General features: G+C 43.5%; 14 protein-coding genes and 1 tRNA gene. 10 read left to right on the top strand and 5 right to left on the bottom strand.

Going from position 1 to position 14,730, the window contains the following annotated elements; translation table 11 throughout:
• Positions 1 to 5 precede the first annotated feature (5 nt).
• The 7 genes from KD145_RS27585 (at position 6) to KD145_RS27615 (ending at position 7,106) form a co-directional block, all read left to right on the top strand.
• On the top strand, positions 6 to 599 hold the full coding sequence (locus KD145_RS27585; protein WP_212003033.1) for a TetR/AcrR family transcriptional regulator: 594 nt from the start codon (positions 6 to 8) through the stop codon (positions 597 to 599).
• A 741-nt stretch (positions 600 to 1,340) separates the two neighbouring features.
• Entirely contained in the window at positions 1,341 to 1,616 is a 276-nt protein-coding gene (locus KD145_RS27590) for a PqqD family protein (protein WP_249219862.1), read from the top strand.
• Positions 1,616 to 2,083 carry a lasso peptide biosynthesis B2 protein gene (locus KD145_RS27595; protein ID WP_212003035.1) on the top strand — a complete coding sequence of 156 codons (468 nt, stop codon included), beginning with the start codon at positions 1,616 to 1,618 and terminating at the stop codon, positions 2,081 to 2,083. Before KD145_RS27590 ends, KD145_RS27595 begins: the two co-directional genes overlap by 1 nt.
• Positions 2,080 to 3,891, top strand: a complete 1,812-nt coding sequence (locus tag KD145_RS27600; protein WP_212003036.1) for an asparagine synthetase B — start codon at positions 2,080 to 2,082, stop codon at positions 3,889 to 3,891. Before KD145_RS27595 ends, KD145_RS27600 begins: the two co-directional genes overlap by 4 nt.
• A 31-nt stretch (positions 3,892 to 3,922) precedes the next feature.
• On the top strand, positions 3,923 to 4,069 hold the full coding sequence (locus KD145_RS27605; protein ID WP_212003037.1) for a hypothetical protein: 147 nt from the start codon (positions 3,923 to 3,925) through the stop codon (positions 4,067 to 4,069).
• A 12-nt stretch (positions 4,070 to 4,081) separates the two neighbouring features.
• On the top strand, positions 4,082 to 5,038 hold the full coding sequence (locus tag KD145_RS27610) for a hypothetical protein (RefSeq protein ID WP_212003038.1): 957 nt from the start codon (positions 4,082 to 4,084) through the stop codon (positions 5,036 to 5,038).
• Entirely contained in the window at positions 5,019 to 7,106 is a 2,088-nt protein-coding gene (locus tag KD145_RS27615; RefSeq protein WP_212003039.1) for a prenyltransferase/squalene oxidase repeat-containing protein, read from the top strand. The genes KD145_RS27610 and KD145_RS27615 overlap by 20 nt, the downstream gene beginning before the upstream one ends.
• On the opposite strand, the gene KD145_RS27620 is transcribed toward KD145_RS27615, so the two are convergent.
• Together KD145_RS27620 and KD145_RS27625 are read right to left on the bottom strand one after the other, a co-directional pair.
• The gene (locus tag KD145_RS27620) at positions 7,081 to 8,265 is read right to left on the bottom strand and encodes a nucleotidyltransferase family protein (RefSeq protein WP_212003040.1); all 1,185 of its coding nucleotides are present in this window, start codon (positions 8,263 to 8,265) and stop codon (positions 7,081 to 7,083) included. The two genes, KD145_RS27615 and KD145_RS27620, sit on opposite strands and share 26 nt — an antisense overlap.
• A 433-nt stretch (positions 8,266 to 8,698) precedes the next feature.
• A tRNA-Leu gene (locus tag KD145_RS27625) sits at positions 8,699 to 8,782 on the bottom strand.
• A 164-nt stretch (positions 8,783 to 8,946) separates the two neighbouring features.
• Between KD145_RS27625 and KD145_RS27630 the strand changes: the two genes are divergently transcribed.
• Genes KD145_RS27630 through KD145_RS27640 form a run of 3 tightly spaced genes read left to right on the top strand, consistent with a single transcriptional unit; the run spans position 8,947 to position 12,418 of the window.
• Positions 8,947 to 9,501 (top strand): TetR/AcrR family transcriptional regulator, encoded by a 555-nt coding sequence (locus KD145_RS27630; RefSeq protein WP_212003041.1) that lies wholly within the window; start codon positions 8,947 to 8,949, stop codon positions 9,499 to 9,501.
• 11 nt (positions 9,502 to 9,512) lie between these two features.
• Positions 9,513 to 10,754 carry a beta-ketoacyl-ACP synthase II gene (gene fabF, locus KD145_RS27635; RefSeq protein ID WP_212003042.1) on the top strand — a complete coding sequence of 414 codons (1,242 nt, stop codon included), beginning with the start codon at positions 9,513 to 9,515 and terminating at the stop codon, positions 10,752 to 10,754.
• Positions 10,755 to 10,813: 59 nt separating this feature from the next.
• Complete coding sequence (locus KD145_RS27640; RefSeq protein ID WP_212003043.1) at positions 10,814 to 12,418, top strand: beta-N-acetylhexosaminidase; 1,605 nt, start codon at positions 10,814 to 10,816, stop codon at positions 12,416 to 12,418.
• A 1-nt stretch (position 12,419) separates the two neighbouring features.
• Here KD145_RS27640 and KD145_RS27645 read toward each other — a convergent pair whose 3' ends face one another.
• The 3 genes from KD145_RS27645 to KD145_RS27655 all read right to left on the bottom strand — a co-directional run bounded on the left by KD145_RS27645 (position 12,420) and on the right by KD145_RS27655 (position 14,571).
• A complete protein-coding gene (locus tag KD145_RS27645; RefSeq protein WP_249219589.1) occupies positions 12,420 to 13,052 on the bottom strand; it encodes a LysE family translocator in 633 nt (210 codons plus the stop codon).
• Positions 13,053 to 13,187: 135 nt separating this feature from the next.
• Positions 13,188 to 13,643 carry an SgcJ/EcaC family oxidoreductase gene (locus tag KD145_RS27650; RefSeq protein ID WP_212003044.1) on the bottom strand — a complete coding sequence of 152 codons (456 nt, stop codon included), beginning with the start codon at positions 13,641 to 13,643 and terminating at the stop codon, positions 13,188 to 13,190.
• Positions 13,644 to 13,764: 121 nt separating this feature from the next.
• On the bottom strand, positions 13,765 to 14,571 hold the full coding sequence (locus tag KD145_RS27655; RefSeq protein ID WP_212003045.1) for a hypothetical protein: 807 nt from the start codon (positions 14,569 to 14,571) through the stop codon (positions 13,765 to 13,767).
• Between the last annotated feature and the right edge of the window lie 159 nt (positions 14,572 to 14,730).

Here is a 14,730-nt window from a genome sequence, read left to right on the forward strand (position 1 = left end):
AAAATATGCCACTAAAAAATACGGGGACTGAGCAGCATATAAAAGACACTGCAAAGCGGCTGCTTTTCGCAGAAGGAAAACTCCATGCTACTACGCAGGAAATAGCAGATGCCGCTGGCGTTAACAGAACGGCACTACATTATTATTTCCGTTCGAGAGATCAGTTGATTTCTGCCATATTTCAAGATGCTATGCAGGATTTGAGCCAACGCCTCAACGAATGCATGACTTCTGACCAATCTTTTAAAGCTAAGACAGAAAATATTATTGTAGTTTTTCTCAGGCATATGATTGCTTTTCCCTATCAGGAAACATTTTTGGTTACTGAGATCAACACTTTAGGTAAGAAACTGATCAGCAACATTCAATCGGACCCTGTAAAGTCCTATTTAAAAGAAGCTGCGGACGAAATGGAGAAAGGAACGATTGAGAAGATGAATCCAATTCATTTTCTGATGAACTTATTTTCTCTTTTGTCCTACCCATTAATCATGGCTCCTCTTTACAAAAAGTTGTTCCAGGTGTCTGGGAGAGATTTCAAAGAGTTGATAGACGAGCGCGGAAAACTTATTATCAGTTTGCTATTTAAAAACCAATGATACTAATAGTTAAACCTTACATCATTATATTTAAATGCAAAAGCATAAAAGTATTCCCGAAGCAGCTATCTGGGATGAAAAAAATAATCAATGGGAGTGGGGCAAAAAAAAATGCTGCGGAGTATCTGCTGATTCAAAAATAACCAGGCCCAGAGCGGACCTACAAGACCTTAAAAGCAAAAGGAGGCTGTATCAAAAGTATTGAGCAGCCTCTTTTTGTTTTTGTGCCCAGTAGCGGAGTATGCTCGAACCCAATGCTGTTGACTCTAGACCAGGCATAAGTCGCCATGGCTAATGCTATCATTTATTTGCAGGTCCTCTTAACTTTTCTGCATGATGCGGAAACCCGATACAACTTATACGCTAAACAAAAAAGCCTTCCAGGTTCTCACTTTTCCGGAGGATGCTATTTCCTAACAGTAGCCCGCAGTATCAGGGCCAGTAAAAAATATCGGGAATTTTAACCGGGGGACTTGTTTTGCTCTAGTATTTGCTGTAAACTTGCGATAAAGAAGGAAAGTGACCTTTTTTTAGAGCACTAATGTCAGAATCTGTTACACGTATATAGTTATTTATTAATGTAAGGTCTTCCCATATATTTATGGTTATCCTTATTTGATGTCCCTTTACCAAGTATTGATTTGAGTTTTTTTGTCATATATATTTATATGGCACCTCAATAATGGAGATTATGCGCCGTCACCGACGTAGTCTTCTTCCGACCCTAAAATATTAATATTGATGATTTTCTCAGGAAAAGAAATAAAAGTATCTGAAAACAGTGTTGTCCGGGAAATGGGCGCTGGCATTGTTATTTTGAATTTAAACACGGAGCGGTTTTATGAACTCAATGAGGTTGGAAAACGCTTTTGGGAATTGTTATCTGATAATCACGACTACACGTCAATCCTGAATATACTACAAGCTGAGTACGAGGTAAGTGCAGAGCAACTTCAGGATGATATCACGCGATTAATAGGGGACCTTGATGAGGCGGAACTAATTGTTGGTTACTGATGTATTCGGAGCACGATTTCATTCAAGTGAACAGATCTTTAAGAGCATATGATCGAACGCTTTTCCGTACTCGTATTCTTACTATCCTAACAGAAGCATGCCTTCGTTTTACGAACTTAAAAACAACCGACAGGCTGCTTTCTTTTTTCATAAAGAATGTTCCGCCACCGGGTGACCATGAAACAACAGTCATTCTCGACAGGTATGCAACTATCTTTAATCAGCTGAACCAGCTGTCTTCTTTAAAAGGGCGATGTTTATCGCAATCACTGGTTATGCGTTGCTTATTAAGCAGAAAAGGAATCTCTTCAGAACTCCGGATTGGTGTACACCAGCTTAATGGCACATTTGATGCACATGCCTGGTTAGAGAAAGATGGAATGCTTTTGAATGATCATCCTTCTGTTATCACTAAGTATTTTCCTTTACCGGAAGGTAAATTAAACGGTATCCTTAAATTTAAATGAGTGGATTCATTGGAATAGTATCTTCTCAGCTCCAAAAGTCCGACACAACATTACTTGATGTGTCTACAGCTGTTATTGCATCTTGTTGCGATGACTATCTGGGAGCATGGAACAGTAACCAGGCGGATTTACGGTTTGGCTGGCTTAAAACCTGCGAGGACACTGAAGAAGAACAACTTCCCTTTACGATTGATGAAAATCTCCGGATAGTGGGGGATGTACGCCTGGATAACCGTATGGAGCTGTTGAAAGAGCTGGGCGCACGTTTCAGGGGCATCAGTAATGCCACCCCTGATTCTTACCTCATCCTATATGCCTATCAGCATTGGGGCGAGGATTGCCTGCAACATATTTCCGGTGATTATGCTTTTGCTATCTGGAACGAACAAACAAGTTATCTTTTTTGTGCCCGTGACCATTTCGGGCTGATCCCTTTTTATTATACGCAATCTGATAACTGGTTTCTTTTCACAAATTTTTATCTTTCTCTTAAAGATATACCCGGTCTGATGTCTGACTTAGACGATGATGTATTGCGTGACTACCTGCGAAGTGGGGTAAACAGGAGTTTTGATCAAACGATTTATAAAAAGATAAAGAAGCTTCCGCCGGCTCATAAATTGATTTATAAAGACGGAACAATTCATATCAGTTGCTATTGGGAAATTCCTGCCAATATTACACCTATCCGTTACAAGACGACAACGGAATATGTTTATCATTTCTATCGTTTATTTGAGCAATCTATTAAAGACCGTACCCGTACTAATAAAGTAGCCTGCTCATTGAGTGGTGGAATGGATAGTTCATCCATAACGGCAACAACGAAAAAGGTGCTTGATGATACCTATGGTGACAACCATATGCTAGTCTCCTATAATATAGGATACAGGCATCTTGTAAGTGAGAATGAAGGATATTTTGGGAAGCTCACAGCCAGCCATCTTAAGATACCGCTCAAACAATACATTGGAGAGGACTATGTGAAGAATATTGCCCAACCAATGAGCTACTGGATTCCCGAACCGGCCGCGATACCAAATGCTACAGCGGAATCTCAGATAGTTGCTGATGCAGCTGCTTTCTCAAGAGTCTACCTGACAGGCTTTGGAGGAGATCCGTTGTTCGAGTTTGAACAACACTCACATGACCGGCTCATATCTCAGGGATACTTATTGCAGGCATACCGGGATAGCCTGATATTTTATAAAACATTTGGCGGTTTTTCCCGGATGGTCTGGCAAAGAATAAAGAAATTGATGAGGAAAGCACCCGTCGCAAAGATAACTATGCCTCCCTGGTTCGATCCCTCTTTCTTTCCTGAAGATTATTTACCATTTAAGCCCAATAAGGATGGAACTTCAGTACGTTCAAATTTTGCTATGTGCGGAAACGTATACTGGTCTTCACTATTTGAAACATCCCATCCCGGTTTTACCGGAACCAGAATAAAGATAAGACAACCATTTTTTTCATTAGAACTATTTCTCTTTATACTTGCACTCCCTCCGCATTTATTGTATCATAAGTCGTTGCTCCGAATGGCCATGACTCCCTATCTTCCCGGAGAAGTAGTAAAAAGACCCAAAACACCTCTTTTTGGGAATCCTCATGCTCAAAACTTAAAAGCACAGGAAATAGTCGATATACTGAGAAAAAAAGTTTCGGAATCCGGTGATTTTTTAACCGGTAAAATAAACGTCCATGGCTTGCTGACAGCTATCGGAGAGCCTGGAATTTCACCTGCATCTTATAACAGCATTTTACATATTTTACATGTTCTATCGTGGAGGAATTACCCCTCTTAATCCATTTCACTCACTTTAAAAGATTAACATTATGCAAGAAGAAGTACTTACACCAGGAGAAAAAAAAATGTATCAATCCCCTGAGTTAAAAAATCTTGGAAAAATTGGAGAGGTGACAAATACCACCAATTCCGGCCATGGAAATGACGGTGGTACTGGACCAGCTTATAACTCATAATTATTTGAACGATTGCATTCCGCTATTAACTTCACAGGTTTAAATTCCGCTGACTTTGTCGAACTGAAGGAGAAAATGATGTTTAATCCACTTAAACTCACTTCTTCTTCGGCAACCTTTGGCGAGGATGTTTATTCAGGAAACACTTCTGAGAATCAGAAGTGTTTCCTGTTTGAGTATCACAACGATCAAACAACAGTAGCAAGCTTCATTATTTTATCAGAAGGGAGAGACGTATGCTATCACTTCACATCTGCTGCCACTGAAAAAACTGTTCAATCATTAATTCGGGGGAATATTACCAAGTTTTGTTTGCAGGAACAGGGGCGTTTTTGCTTACATGCATCTGCCATGTGTGTCAATGATAAGGTAGTTTTATTTATAGGTAGAAAGGGAGCTGGTAAATCTACGTTGGCTACCTATTTTCACCTGAATGGACATGCCATCTGGTGTGATGACTATTCTATGTTACAGCAGGAGAATAATATTTTTTGGGTGGCACAGGGAGAAACTTCCCTGAAGATTAACCCTGATATTGTATCGGTGCTGAATATCCCCCAGGCAAACCTCGAACGCGTATTCGAATTGCCTGCTGACTGGAAAAGAACTGCGCTATCTGATATGATCACCCAAAAATATTATTTCCATCAACAGGAATCTGCAGTAGATGTACTTCCTCGCGAAGTGGCAGCTGTGTTTTTTATTAATCCAAGAATACCTGAACCCGAAAAACTGATCACCAACATAAAAAAAACGGATGCACTGGCTGTACTGATGGATGAAATATTACTTCCAGGCTTTAATTCGAAGCAGTATCTAAAGCTTTACTTTCAATCGGCACTGACCTTACTGGAAATTGTACCGTCTTATAATTTATATCCTCCGGATAATATCATGCGTATCGGGGAGGTGTATGATTCAATACTTGAAACTATAAGTAAGACCCGGAATGAGAACACAAGTGCCTAATGAATACTCGCTTTTAAAGGCGACCGGAATTTTTTGGGATACGATCTCTCAAAGCCTGTTGTCTCCATCCAGGTTGGAATTGCTCAAAAGGTCGGCAGATTTTTTTCCTCCGATTATCAGATTTGCGTTGGAGTGTCGTCTCAGCAACCACGAACAGGTGGACCTGCAATTCTGCATACGCAGAGACGAAGATGACCTGTCTGCAGTTTATAACTGGTTTCGAAATAAGTTGGCCGGAAATCCGGAAAACGAAAAGATTCTCCATTTTTTAAGAACCTGGGCTGATAAATCATCCTCCTGTCATAAAAACATAAGTGAAGTTTTTCTGGAATTGGATGTTCTCCCATCAGGTGTAGAGACGCCATTGCTGTTTTTTGAATTACAGCCGGGGCTGAATGATACCCAACGGAAGGATTTTTGTTTTTCTATTTTAAAAGAAACATTGGGTGAAATTCCCTCTTATTTTAGTCTCTTCGAAACGATTCTCCGTGCATGTCCTGAGCCGGCATTTGTTGCATATCTGGGAATTTTGTTTTCCAGAGATGCTGAAGTGCTGCGGGTAAATATCAAAAAACTACCCGTTACTGCGGTGACCCCTTTTTTAAGAGAAATAGGCTACGCCTGGACAGGACCGGATCTTGACCGTTGGATATCCTTTGTATACAATTATGCGGACCGGGTAACACTCTGTATTGACATTGGGAAAGATGTTTTTCCAAAAATCGGCTTTGAGTGTTTTTGGAACGAACAACCCCTCTCAGAAACCTATTGGCGCTTTTTTATAGAAGAACTCAATACACGCAACGATTATAACAAAGATAAAATAGACGCTATATTAGACTGGGATAAAGAAATATTTCCCGGACAAATCAAGGATTGGCCGGAACATTTATGGATAGCATCTTTAAGTAAACCCCGGAATGAATTTACTTTTCTAAAGAAATGGATCTCTCATCTGAAATTATCTTATTGCCCGGATAAAGACATAGAATTAAAGGCCTATCTCGGTTATGAAAGTAAATGGAAGGTGAAAAAGCCATTGGCTTTTAACAGCGATAACAAAGAGCAACCGGTGCTTACAACAACGCCTGATATAAAACAGGCCATAAGTAAAGGAGTTGATTACCTGCTCTCCAGTCAGTTACAGTCAGGATGGTGGAAGGACTTTCATTTGTCGCCAGGGAGCAGCGATGAGTGGGTAACCGCTTATGTTGCCTGCCATCTGGCCCGTTTGAAATGCCCTAAAACCAATGAAGCCATCGGGAGGGCCTGGAAAATATTAAAAACCAGGTATAGAGAAAATGAAGGATGGGGTTATAATGTTTGGACGCCAGCGGACGCTGACAGCACTATTTGGACGTGGCTCTTCGCAAATACAGCGGGTTTTTCCGATGAATTTCCGAAACCTGGCGTTGATATGATGGATACCTATATAGCTGAAAACGGTGGTATTATCACTTATTCACTGAATGGACCGCTCGGAAGAAATTCGCGGAAAACAGATGATCAATGTTTTAATGGTTGGCAAATACCACATAACTGTGTTACTGCCGCATATGCGCTGGCAGGAAGGCAACATGCTATTGATTACTTATTGGGTCAGCAAAATACTGCCGGATATTGGTACAGTTACTGGTGGGATGGCCCCGAATATGCCACTGCGCTAAGTGTAGAAGCCTTATTTAATAAAGATGCCGGTAAATATAAAAAAGCAATTGATATCTCCATAAAATGGGCACTTGATAAAGCCCGGAAAGAATTGGAGTACCTTGTACCAAATGAATTTAAGATAGCGCTTTTATTGAGAATAATATTATGTTCCCCTCTCTCAAAAGAGGATCATCACCTTGTAAAAGCAATGGTAAATAGCCTCCTACATGCGCAACAAGTTCACGGATGCTGGAATCCTTCTGCTGAATTGAGATCTCCGGATAGTGACGATACTGAGCACGAAAGCAGAGAAAATGCATTGGTGGTAAAAGACGGAAAAATGAATTTTGCTACTATCACCATATTGGATGCATTGAATAAGTATAATCAGTTTAACGTTTCCCGGTCAGAAATCTAAATATTTTTACTGGGATAATTAAAGGGATAGTCCAGGCTGGAGCATTTGTCCTGGACAGATCATTTAAATTAGGTATCAAAAAAAGTAAGCGCGTTTTTATGGTAAGTTTTATCCTTTCCTGAAATGATCGCATTGAATTAATGAGCCTGATTTTTTTATAAAAATTTTTTTTATAAAGAGCTTTGTTATCGGTCTGCATTTCTGTGGCCGTAAATAAATGATAGGGCACCTTCGGGATATTTGATACCGGGACCTGAAGTCCGATTATCTCATCAAAAGCATGCATCCCGGACCATAAGAGAGGCGAGAAGTTGTATGACTTAAAGTGTAAGTTTATTTCTTCCCAATTCAGCTGTTCGGATGAAGCGTGAACAATACAGGCTAAATCAATTAAATACTTGAATTTTAGCAGGGGTTCCCTGATTAAATGATGGGAGGCAACACATAAAAAGTCATAGGTAGGAGCTAAACCAGTATGCGAAGTCCCGTCAACGGCTGTATATCGTTGTAAATGTTGAACAAAGAAGTCATACCGGGGAAAAGGGCCCAGATATCTTTCAATCAGCTTCCATTGAAGCTCTACAGAACAAGTAATCCCCATCCTGTCTTTGGGTGACTTAAAGGAAAGTTCCCGATGGAAGCGCAATACGAATCGCAGCTGATGCGCTGAAATGTTATATTTTGACTCATAGCCGTTTTCAAGGAGGTACTTACTTATTTGAGACAGCTTATCTTTAGGTATTAGGAGATCCAGATCTGAGCTTTCCCTTAAAAGAGGCGCTTTGTAATATCGTGCAGCCAGTGTATGCCCTTTATATGAAATGGCTGTTATGCCTGACTTTTCGAAGTTATTTTTTAAATGGCTTAACAAGCCGGCCTGATAGGATCCCAGTAAAGTAATCCCCATTGCATCCTTTTTTAACGTGTCGTAGATTTGGGGGTTGATTGTTATCTGCGATACCGTAATGATGTCATAAATAAAGCCCCTGATGTTGTTAAGCGAAATAAGTTTATAAAATGAATTCCAATCAATAACTTCTTTGTCCAGAAAATCACGTGTTGCTTCAATTCCCTGTGTGCCAAAATATGCACGGGTTAATAGAATAACCAGCACCTGTTCATTTGTATAGGTGCATTTCAGTGTCTCAATGTTCAGCATGCGAAAATGTTAATAAGGAAAATTCATTGATCAGTGTTGAAGCCAACGCATATCCCAATCAATCTGGAAAGCCTTTTTAAGTTCCTCTATAGAAAATGGAGCAGTTTCCTGGCCGGATATGTCAACGAGATCTTTAAGTGTCAAAAAACTTGTCAATTTTTCGTCTTCCTGTTCCCTGTATTGCTGTATTATTTTTAATGCGTTTTGAACTGACATTTGGTTTTCTTTAAATAGTAAAAGAAATATTATTTCATAAACAGGAACATTCAACTCAGGTGCAATACTTTATCAGCGTAAGAAGTGACAGAATTCTAACATGCGATTAATTAGTGGATATAAATGTCAGGCTACAAGACTTCCGCAAGTCTCTCTTTCAGATGTATGGATGATAAAAAAAGGAAAGACCGGAGAAATTCCGATCTTTCCTTTTAAGTGCCCAGAACTGGATTCGAACCAGCACACCCTTGCAGGCGCTGCGACCTGAACACAGTGCGTCTACCAATTTCGCCATCTGGGCAACTGATATTTGTGATCAGGGGAGTGCAAAGGTAAGCATTGATTTTAATTCACCAAATTTTTTTTGAGATAATGTTTAATGTCCCCTTTTTCAAGGAGATAAAATAATCTTTTGATTACTTACTAGTAAGTAAGTATCTTGCGGCTGATTTTTAACCTATCCACATGTCAGAGACAAAAGACAAGATAGTATCCCTGGCGGATAAACTCATCCGCGTAAAAGGTTTCAACGCCTTTAGCTACAAGGATATTTCCGATCCGCTGGAAGTGAAGAATGCTGCCATCCACTACCATTTCCCGTCTAAAGCAGACCTGGGCATCGCCGTAGTGGACGACGAGATGGAACGTTTTTCCCGCAACACCACCAGCTGGAACAAACTGCCGGAAGACAGGCAGCTGGCAAATTTATTCGAAGTATTCCGTCGTCATTGCCGGGCCGGCAACGTATGCCTGATGGGCTCTCTGGCCCCGGACTACGAAACACTGACACCTGCCATGCAAACAAAAATACAGGCCATGGCAGATGCTATCGTAGAGTGGGTAAGCCACCTGCTGGAACAAGGCCGGAAAAACAAACGCTTTCATTTTAAAGGCACAGCACGTGACAGAGCTCTGCTGGTCATTTCCAATCTTCAATCTTCTTTATTGCTGTCAAGGGTCATGGGACCGGAAACATTCGACCGGATCAGCCACCAGCTGCTGGAAGACCTTTGCGCTTAAAAACTACCTACATGAAAAGAGTTGTCATTACGGGGATGGGAGCCATTACCCCGCTTGGAAATAACGTGACTTCCTTCTGGAACAATCTGGTGGCCGGCACCAGCGGAGCCGCCACCATCACCCGTTTCGATGCGGCCCGCTTCCGGACAAAATTTGCGTGTGAACTGAAAGGTTATGATCCTGCCGCAGCACTCGACAAAGCAGAGATCCGTAAAACAGATCCCTTCACTCAATACGCCCTCTCCGCCGCAGCAGAAGCCATCAGCGATGCTGGTCTGGACTTCAGCACCATGAATCCTTTTGATACCGGCGTAATCTGGGGCTCCGGACAAGGAGGCATGCAGACCTTCGAAGAACAGGTGACCGAGTATGTTACCGGTGATTATAATCCCCGCTTCAGCCCTTATTTTGTTCCCCGCCTCATCAGCAATATGGCGTCGGGCATGATCTCCATCAAGTACGGACTGATGGGCATCAACTATACAACAGTGTCTGCCTGTGCTACTTCCAACACGGCTATCATGGACGCACTTAACTACATCCGCTGGGGCAAGGCGAAGGTGATGGTCACCGGCGGCTCTGAAGCACCCATCACACCGGCATCTGTAGGCGGCTTCTGTGCGATGAAAGCCATGTCTGCCAGAAACAACGATCCTGCCGTAGCCTCCCGCCCTTTTGATACAGACCGGGATGGTTTTGTAATGGGAGAAGGGGCCGCTGCACTCATACTGGAAGAATACGAACACGCAAAAGCCAGAGGCGCCCATATCTATGCAGAAGTAGCCGGAGCAGCCATGACAGCCGATGCATACCATATGACTGCCACCCACCCGGAAGGACTGGGTGCCTACCAGGCTATGAAGGGAGCACTGGAAGATGCTGGCCTCAACCAGCAGGAGGTAGACTATCTCAATGCGCATGCTACCTCCACACCAGTAGGTGATCTGAGTGAAATCGCGGCTATCACCCGCCTGTTCGGGGCACAGCCAGACAGACTGCATATCAGCGCCACCAAATCCATGACAGGCCACCTGCTGGGAGCTGCCGGTGCCATCGAAGCAATCGCCTGTGTGAAAAGCATTACCGACAGCATCATTCCACCTACCATCAACACTACTACCCTGGACCCGCAGATACCGGCCAGCCTGCAAATAGTACTGCAGACAGCCATGGAAAAAGAAGTGAAAGTAGCCATCAGCAATACTTTCGGCTTCGGTGGACACAACGGGATCGTAGTATTCAAAAAAGTATAGACTTTCAAAGATCCAGCATGTATCTTGTGGGTTGATTATTCCAAATCATCAACCGAACAATGAAAACTATCTTTTTATCAATGCTGATTTTTGCCTGTTGCCTGCAGTTGTCAGCGCAACAGGCATGTCCGGTGATTCCTTTGCCCGCACAATATACCAGGGTACAAGGTGAGCTGGTGCTCAACGATAATATCAGGATCGAGGCAAAAGATCCTTCCCTGCAGCCTTTGGCCACCTATCTGCGAAAGGAGTTACAGCGTAGGTTCGATATCGTTAGTTCCGGCAAGGGCATTGCCAAACCTCCGGTGATCACCCTGCAACGCGTTAAGAAGAATGATAACGTAGACGCTTACACGCTGAAGATGACTCCGGCTTCTGTGGTGATTGCCGCCTCCGGTAACGAGGGTGTCTTCAACGGTATCACCACCTTCTTGCAGCTGGCAGCTACTTCCGGCACTGCAACTCCCCGCCATGTAGGCTGCTGGAACATCAGCGATGCACCCCGCTACGCCTGGCGTGGCTTCATGCTGGATGAATCCCGGTTCTTCTTCGGAAAAGAAAAAGTAAAGTCTATCCTCGACTGGATGGCCTTCTATAAACTGAACCGCTTCCACTGGCATCTGACCGACGCCCCGGGCTGGCGGCTGGAAATCAAAAAATATCCGCTGCTGACAACAGTAGGAGGCATCGGCAATCACACCGACCCTAAAGCACCAGCTACTTTCTATACGCAGGAAGATATCCGGGAAATTGTAGCCTATGCGCAGGAACGGTTTATCCAGGTGATTCCAGAGATCGATATGCCAGGACATGCCAGTGCTGCCAACAGGGCCTATCCTGCCTTTGATGGTGGTGGTACCGAAAAATATCCTTCCTTCACCTTTAATCCGGGAAAAGAAGGTACCTATCAATACCTCGCTGATATCCTGAAAGAAACGGCAACCCTGTTTCCTGCTGGTATGATCCACCTGGGTGGCGATGAAGTGTCTTTCGGCAACAAAGCCTGGGATGCAGACAGTGGTGTGGCACACCTCATGAAAACAAAAGGATTCAACAACCGCAAACAGGTAGAAGATTATTTCTTCCAGCGTATGGCCGATACCGTTTTTGATCTGCATAATAAGGTGATGGCCTGGGATGAAGTGGCCACAGCGACTTTGCCGGTCAACAAAACCATCGTTTGCTGGTGGCGACATGATAAACCTGAAAATCTGCGCCTGGCGCTGGAAAAAGGATATGCAGTGGTGATGTGTCCGCGGCTGCCGCTCTATTTCGACTTCATACAGGACAGCGCGCACAAAATAGGCCGCAGATGGAAAGTGGGAGAGTATAATACACTGAAATCGGTATACGATTTTTCAGCAGGTAATGTACCAGCTGCCAGCGGGCATGAACAGCAGATACTGGGCATACAGGCCTGCCTCTGGTCTGAAACGATCTCCAACCCTAAAAGGCTGGATTTCCTGTTGTTCCCGCGTATCTCTGCCCTGGCAGAAGCTGCCTGGACACAACCAGCCTCCAGGAATTTCGAACAATACATCGAAAGGCTGAAACCCCAGATGAAACTGTACGAACAGGATAAATTATATTTCTACGACTATTTCCAGCCTTCCCGTCACGTGGAAACAGGTAAACCTACTGATCAGAAAAATTTTATTGACTAAGCTATTTGCCTTTGTCTAACGCCATCCTCAGCGCCAGTCCGGCAAAAACGCTGCCCATAAACCATTTCTGGGCACGCACCCACTTCGGGTTGGCGCTGAACCAGCGCGTTACTTTTGCTGCAGAAAAGATGATCATACTGTTGATCGTAAAACTCATCAGTATCTGAATAAAACCCAATGTAAAACTCTGTACCAGAATAGAACCATATTCCGGTTTGATAAACTGAGGAAAGAAAGACATGTAAAACACCGCAATTTTGGGATTCAGCATACTGGTAAACAATCCCATACTGAACAGTTTCACGGGCTTATCATATTTAAGGGCACTGGCATTTTCAAAAACGGGTCTGCCGCCGGGTTTTACGGCCTGCCAGGCCAGGTACAGCAGATACATCACCCCGATAGTTTTGAGGATCGTATAGGCGTAAGGTATAGCCATCAGAATGGTCGTCAGACCAAAAGATACCAGCGTAATATGAAATAATAATCCACACGCCACTCCGCCCAACGAAATCATAGCTGCATTTCTTCCCTGTGTCACTGATCTGGAAACCAGATAAATCATATTCGGCCCTGGTGTCAATACCATGATAAGGGCGGCCAATGCGAAGAGTAATAATTGATGTGCCGGCAACTGCGATGGTTTGTGATGTTACTGATGCGCCTGATAAGCGGAGAACACAACGAAGGTAATATCTTCTGTTTTATCTTTTTTTCTCTTTTTGATTCTTTGGTTCCGTTTCTTCTTCGTTATGATCTCCACTTCAGGTCATCCCCTAATTAAACCGGCCACCTTAGTAACCCACTTTATTAATAAGCCTGGTTTCCTGATTCTACAGTTATGGAATGCGGCCATCTGCCAGCGGTCTTCTGTGTTTTTGATCCACAGGGTGGTGTTGATAGACTGACGGCTTTGTGGTGCTTTTTTCTGCCAGCGGAAACGGATGGCTCCGCGTGCGATCATGACCACCGTCCGGTCGTTCAGAAAACGCATCTGGTCTATCTCACCTTCCAGTTTGGCGCCTCTGAACATAAAATTGTTCATGAGTTGTTCGTGCGATTCGATATAAGCTGTTTTTCCTTTCAGGTGCGTTCCGTCAAAAGTAATATAGTCGCAATCCTCCGTGAGATGAACGGCGGAGCTTCTGAAATCCTGGGCTTCAAACGACCGGTAGATTTCTTCGGTGGCCTGTCTGATAGCTTTTATTTCCACTACTTTGTTCATAGTATACCTGTTTTTGGAATGATGTTACAAAACTAATAACCATCACAGGTCAGGAACAGGGCTTTTCAGTTGAATGCATATGTACCTCGGTAAAAACAGGATTTGGGTCGGTAAAAAAATTTTAAAATTTGGAAATTTCTAAATTTTTAGGGTTGGGCGCTAGTCCTGGCAGTTTCACCTTATAGCGGAACATACCATTAAAACTGTCTTCTTCCTTCAGCAATTCATGTCCGTTTTTACTGATCCAGAATGTCTGTGTGTATTTGCCACGTGGAGAAGTGCCTTCGGTATGCAGTTTCCAGCAGTCCACTTTTTTATTGTCGAGTGTGGTCAGCATTTCACTGCCGGCAACGGTGTAATTGACATAGGCCGGTGGTTCCAGGCCGGCGTCATAAAAGCGGATGGCAAATGTTTTGCCGGCGGCCAGTGGCAGCATTTCAAACGTTTCGATGTCCAGGTTCCAGTTGTAATTGGGACCGTTGAAATCAAGTGTGTACCCGGCAGCTGTATTGTTGGCCACTGTGTCCGCACCTTTGATGCCGTCGGCAGACCAGTTGTAGGCCTTCAGTTTAGGGCCGGTGGTTTCTGTATGATAGAGCGGGGAAAAGTCGGAGGCACTGTTTACGGAATACACGCTGCGGTAATGGTTGCTGTCGGCGCTGTACCAGGTTTGCCGGATCTCAAATACGGGATGGCCTCCACGGCGGGACTGGCTGATATCCCTGGTCCAGAGCGAGAAGGCCATGATTTTCGGCTGACTGGGAAACTGGTAATACACCAGGTACTGCCGCAGTCCAGGCCGCAACAGACGGGTATTCAACGGCTGATGACGCTGATCAATCGTATCGGTTTGGGCAAAGGCCGCCTGCAGAGACAACAGGAAAATAAATACAACGAATACATGGCGGAAGAAAGAGGTAATTGTCATTGCTGAATGATCTGTTTTGTTTCATAGCAAATGTTCATCTTCCGGAACAACAGATCAACTGTTTTCAATCATCTCCCCGGAATTTTAAATCAATGGCAGGTATCTCCCGGATGATCATCATCATTGAAAATGAACCGGTGATGGTTGAATAGCCAGTAA

The sequence above is a fragment of the Chitinophaga sp. HK235 genome, from assembly GCF_018255755.1.
In the GTDB taxonomy this organism is placed as follows: Bacteria; Bacteroidota; Bacteroidia; order Chitinophagales; family Chitinophagaceae; genus Chitinophaga.

Bases quoted from the DNA above. Each gene is read 5' to 3' on its own strand.
- KD145_RS27585 (WP_212003033.1), top strand. From the start codon at position 6: ATGCCACTAAAAAATACGGGGACTGAGCAGCATATAAAAGACACTGCA.
- KD145_RS27590 (WP_249219862.1), top strand. From the start codon at position 1,341: ATGATTTTCTCAGGAAAAGAAATAAAAGTATCTGAAAACAGTGTTGTC.
- KD145_RS27595 (WP_212003035.1), top strand. From the start codon at position 1,616: ATGTATTCGGAGCACGATTTCATTCAAGTGAACAGATCTTTAAGAGCA.
- KD145_RS27600 (WP_212003036.1), top strand. From the start codon at position 2,080: ATGAGTGGATTCATTGGAATAGTATCTTCTCAGCTCCAAAAGTCCGAC.
- KD145_RS27605 (WP_212003037.1), top strand. From the start codon at position 3,923: ATGCAAGAAGAAGTACTTACACCAGGAGAAAAAAAAATGTATCAATCC.
- KD145_RS27615 (WP_212003039.1), top strand. From the start codon at position 5,019: ATGAGAACACAAGTGCCTAATGAATACTCGCTTTTAAAGGCGACCGGA.
- KD145_RS27620 (WP_212003040.1), bottom strand. From the start codon at position 8,265: ATGCTGAACATTGAGACACTGAAATGCACCTATACAAATGAACAGGTG.
- KD145_RS27630 (WP_212003041.1), top strand. From the start codon at position 8,947: ATGTCAGAGACAAAAGACAAGATAGTATCCCTGGCGGATAAACTCATC.
- fabF (WP_212003042.1), top strand. From the start codon at position 9,513: ATGAAAAGAGTTGTCATTACGGGGATGGGAGCCATTACCCCGCTTGGA.
- KD145_RS27640 (WP_212003043.1), top strand. From the start codon at position 10,814: ATGAAAACTATCTTTTTATCAATGCTGATTTTTGCCTGTTGCCTGCAG.
- KD145_RS27650 (WP_212003044.1), bottom strand. From the start codon at position 13,643: ATGAACAAAGTAGTGGAAATAAAAGCTATCAGACAGGCCACCGAAGAA.
- KD145_RS27655 (WP_212003045.1), bottom strand. From the start codon at position 14,571: ATGACAATTACCTCTTTCTTCCGCCATGTATTCGTTGTATTTATTTTC.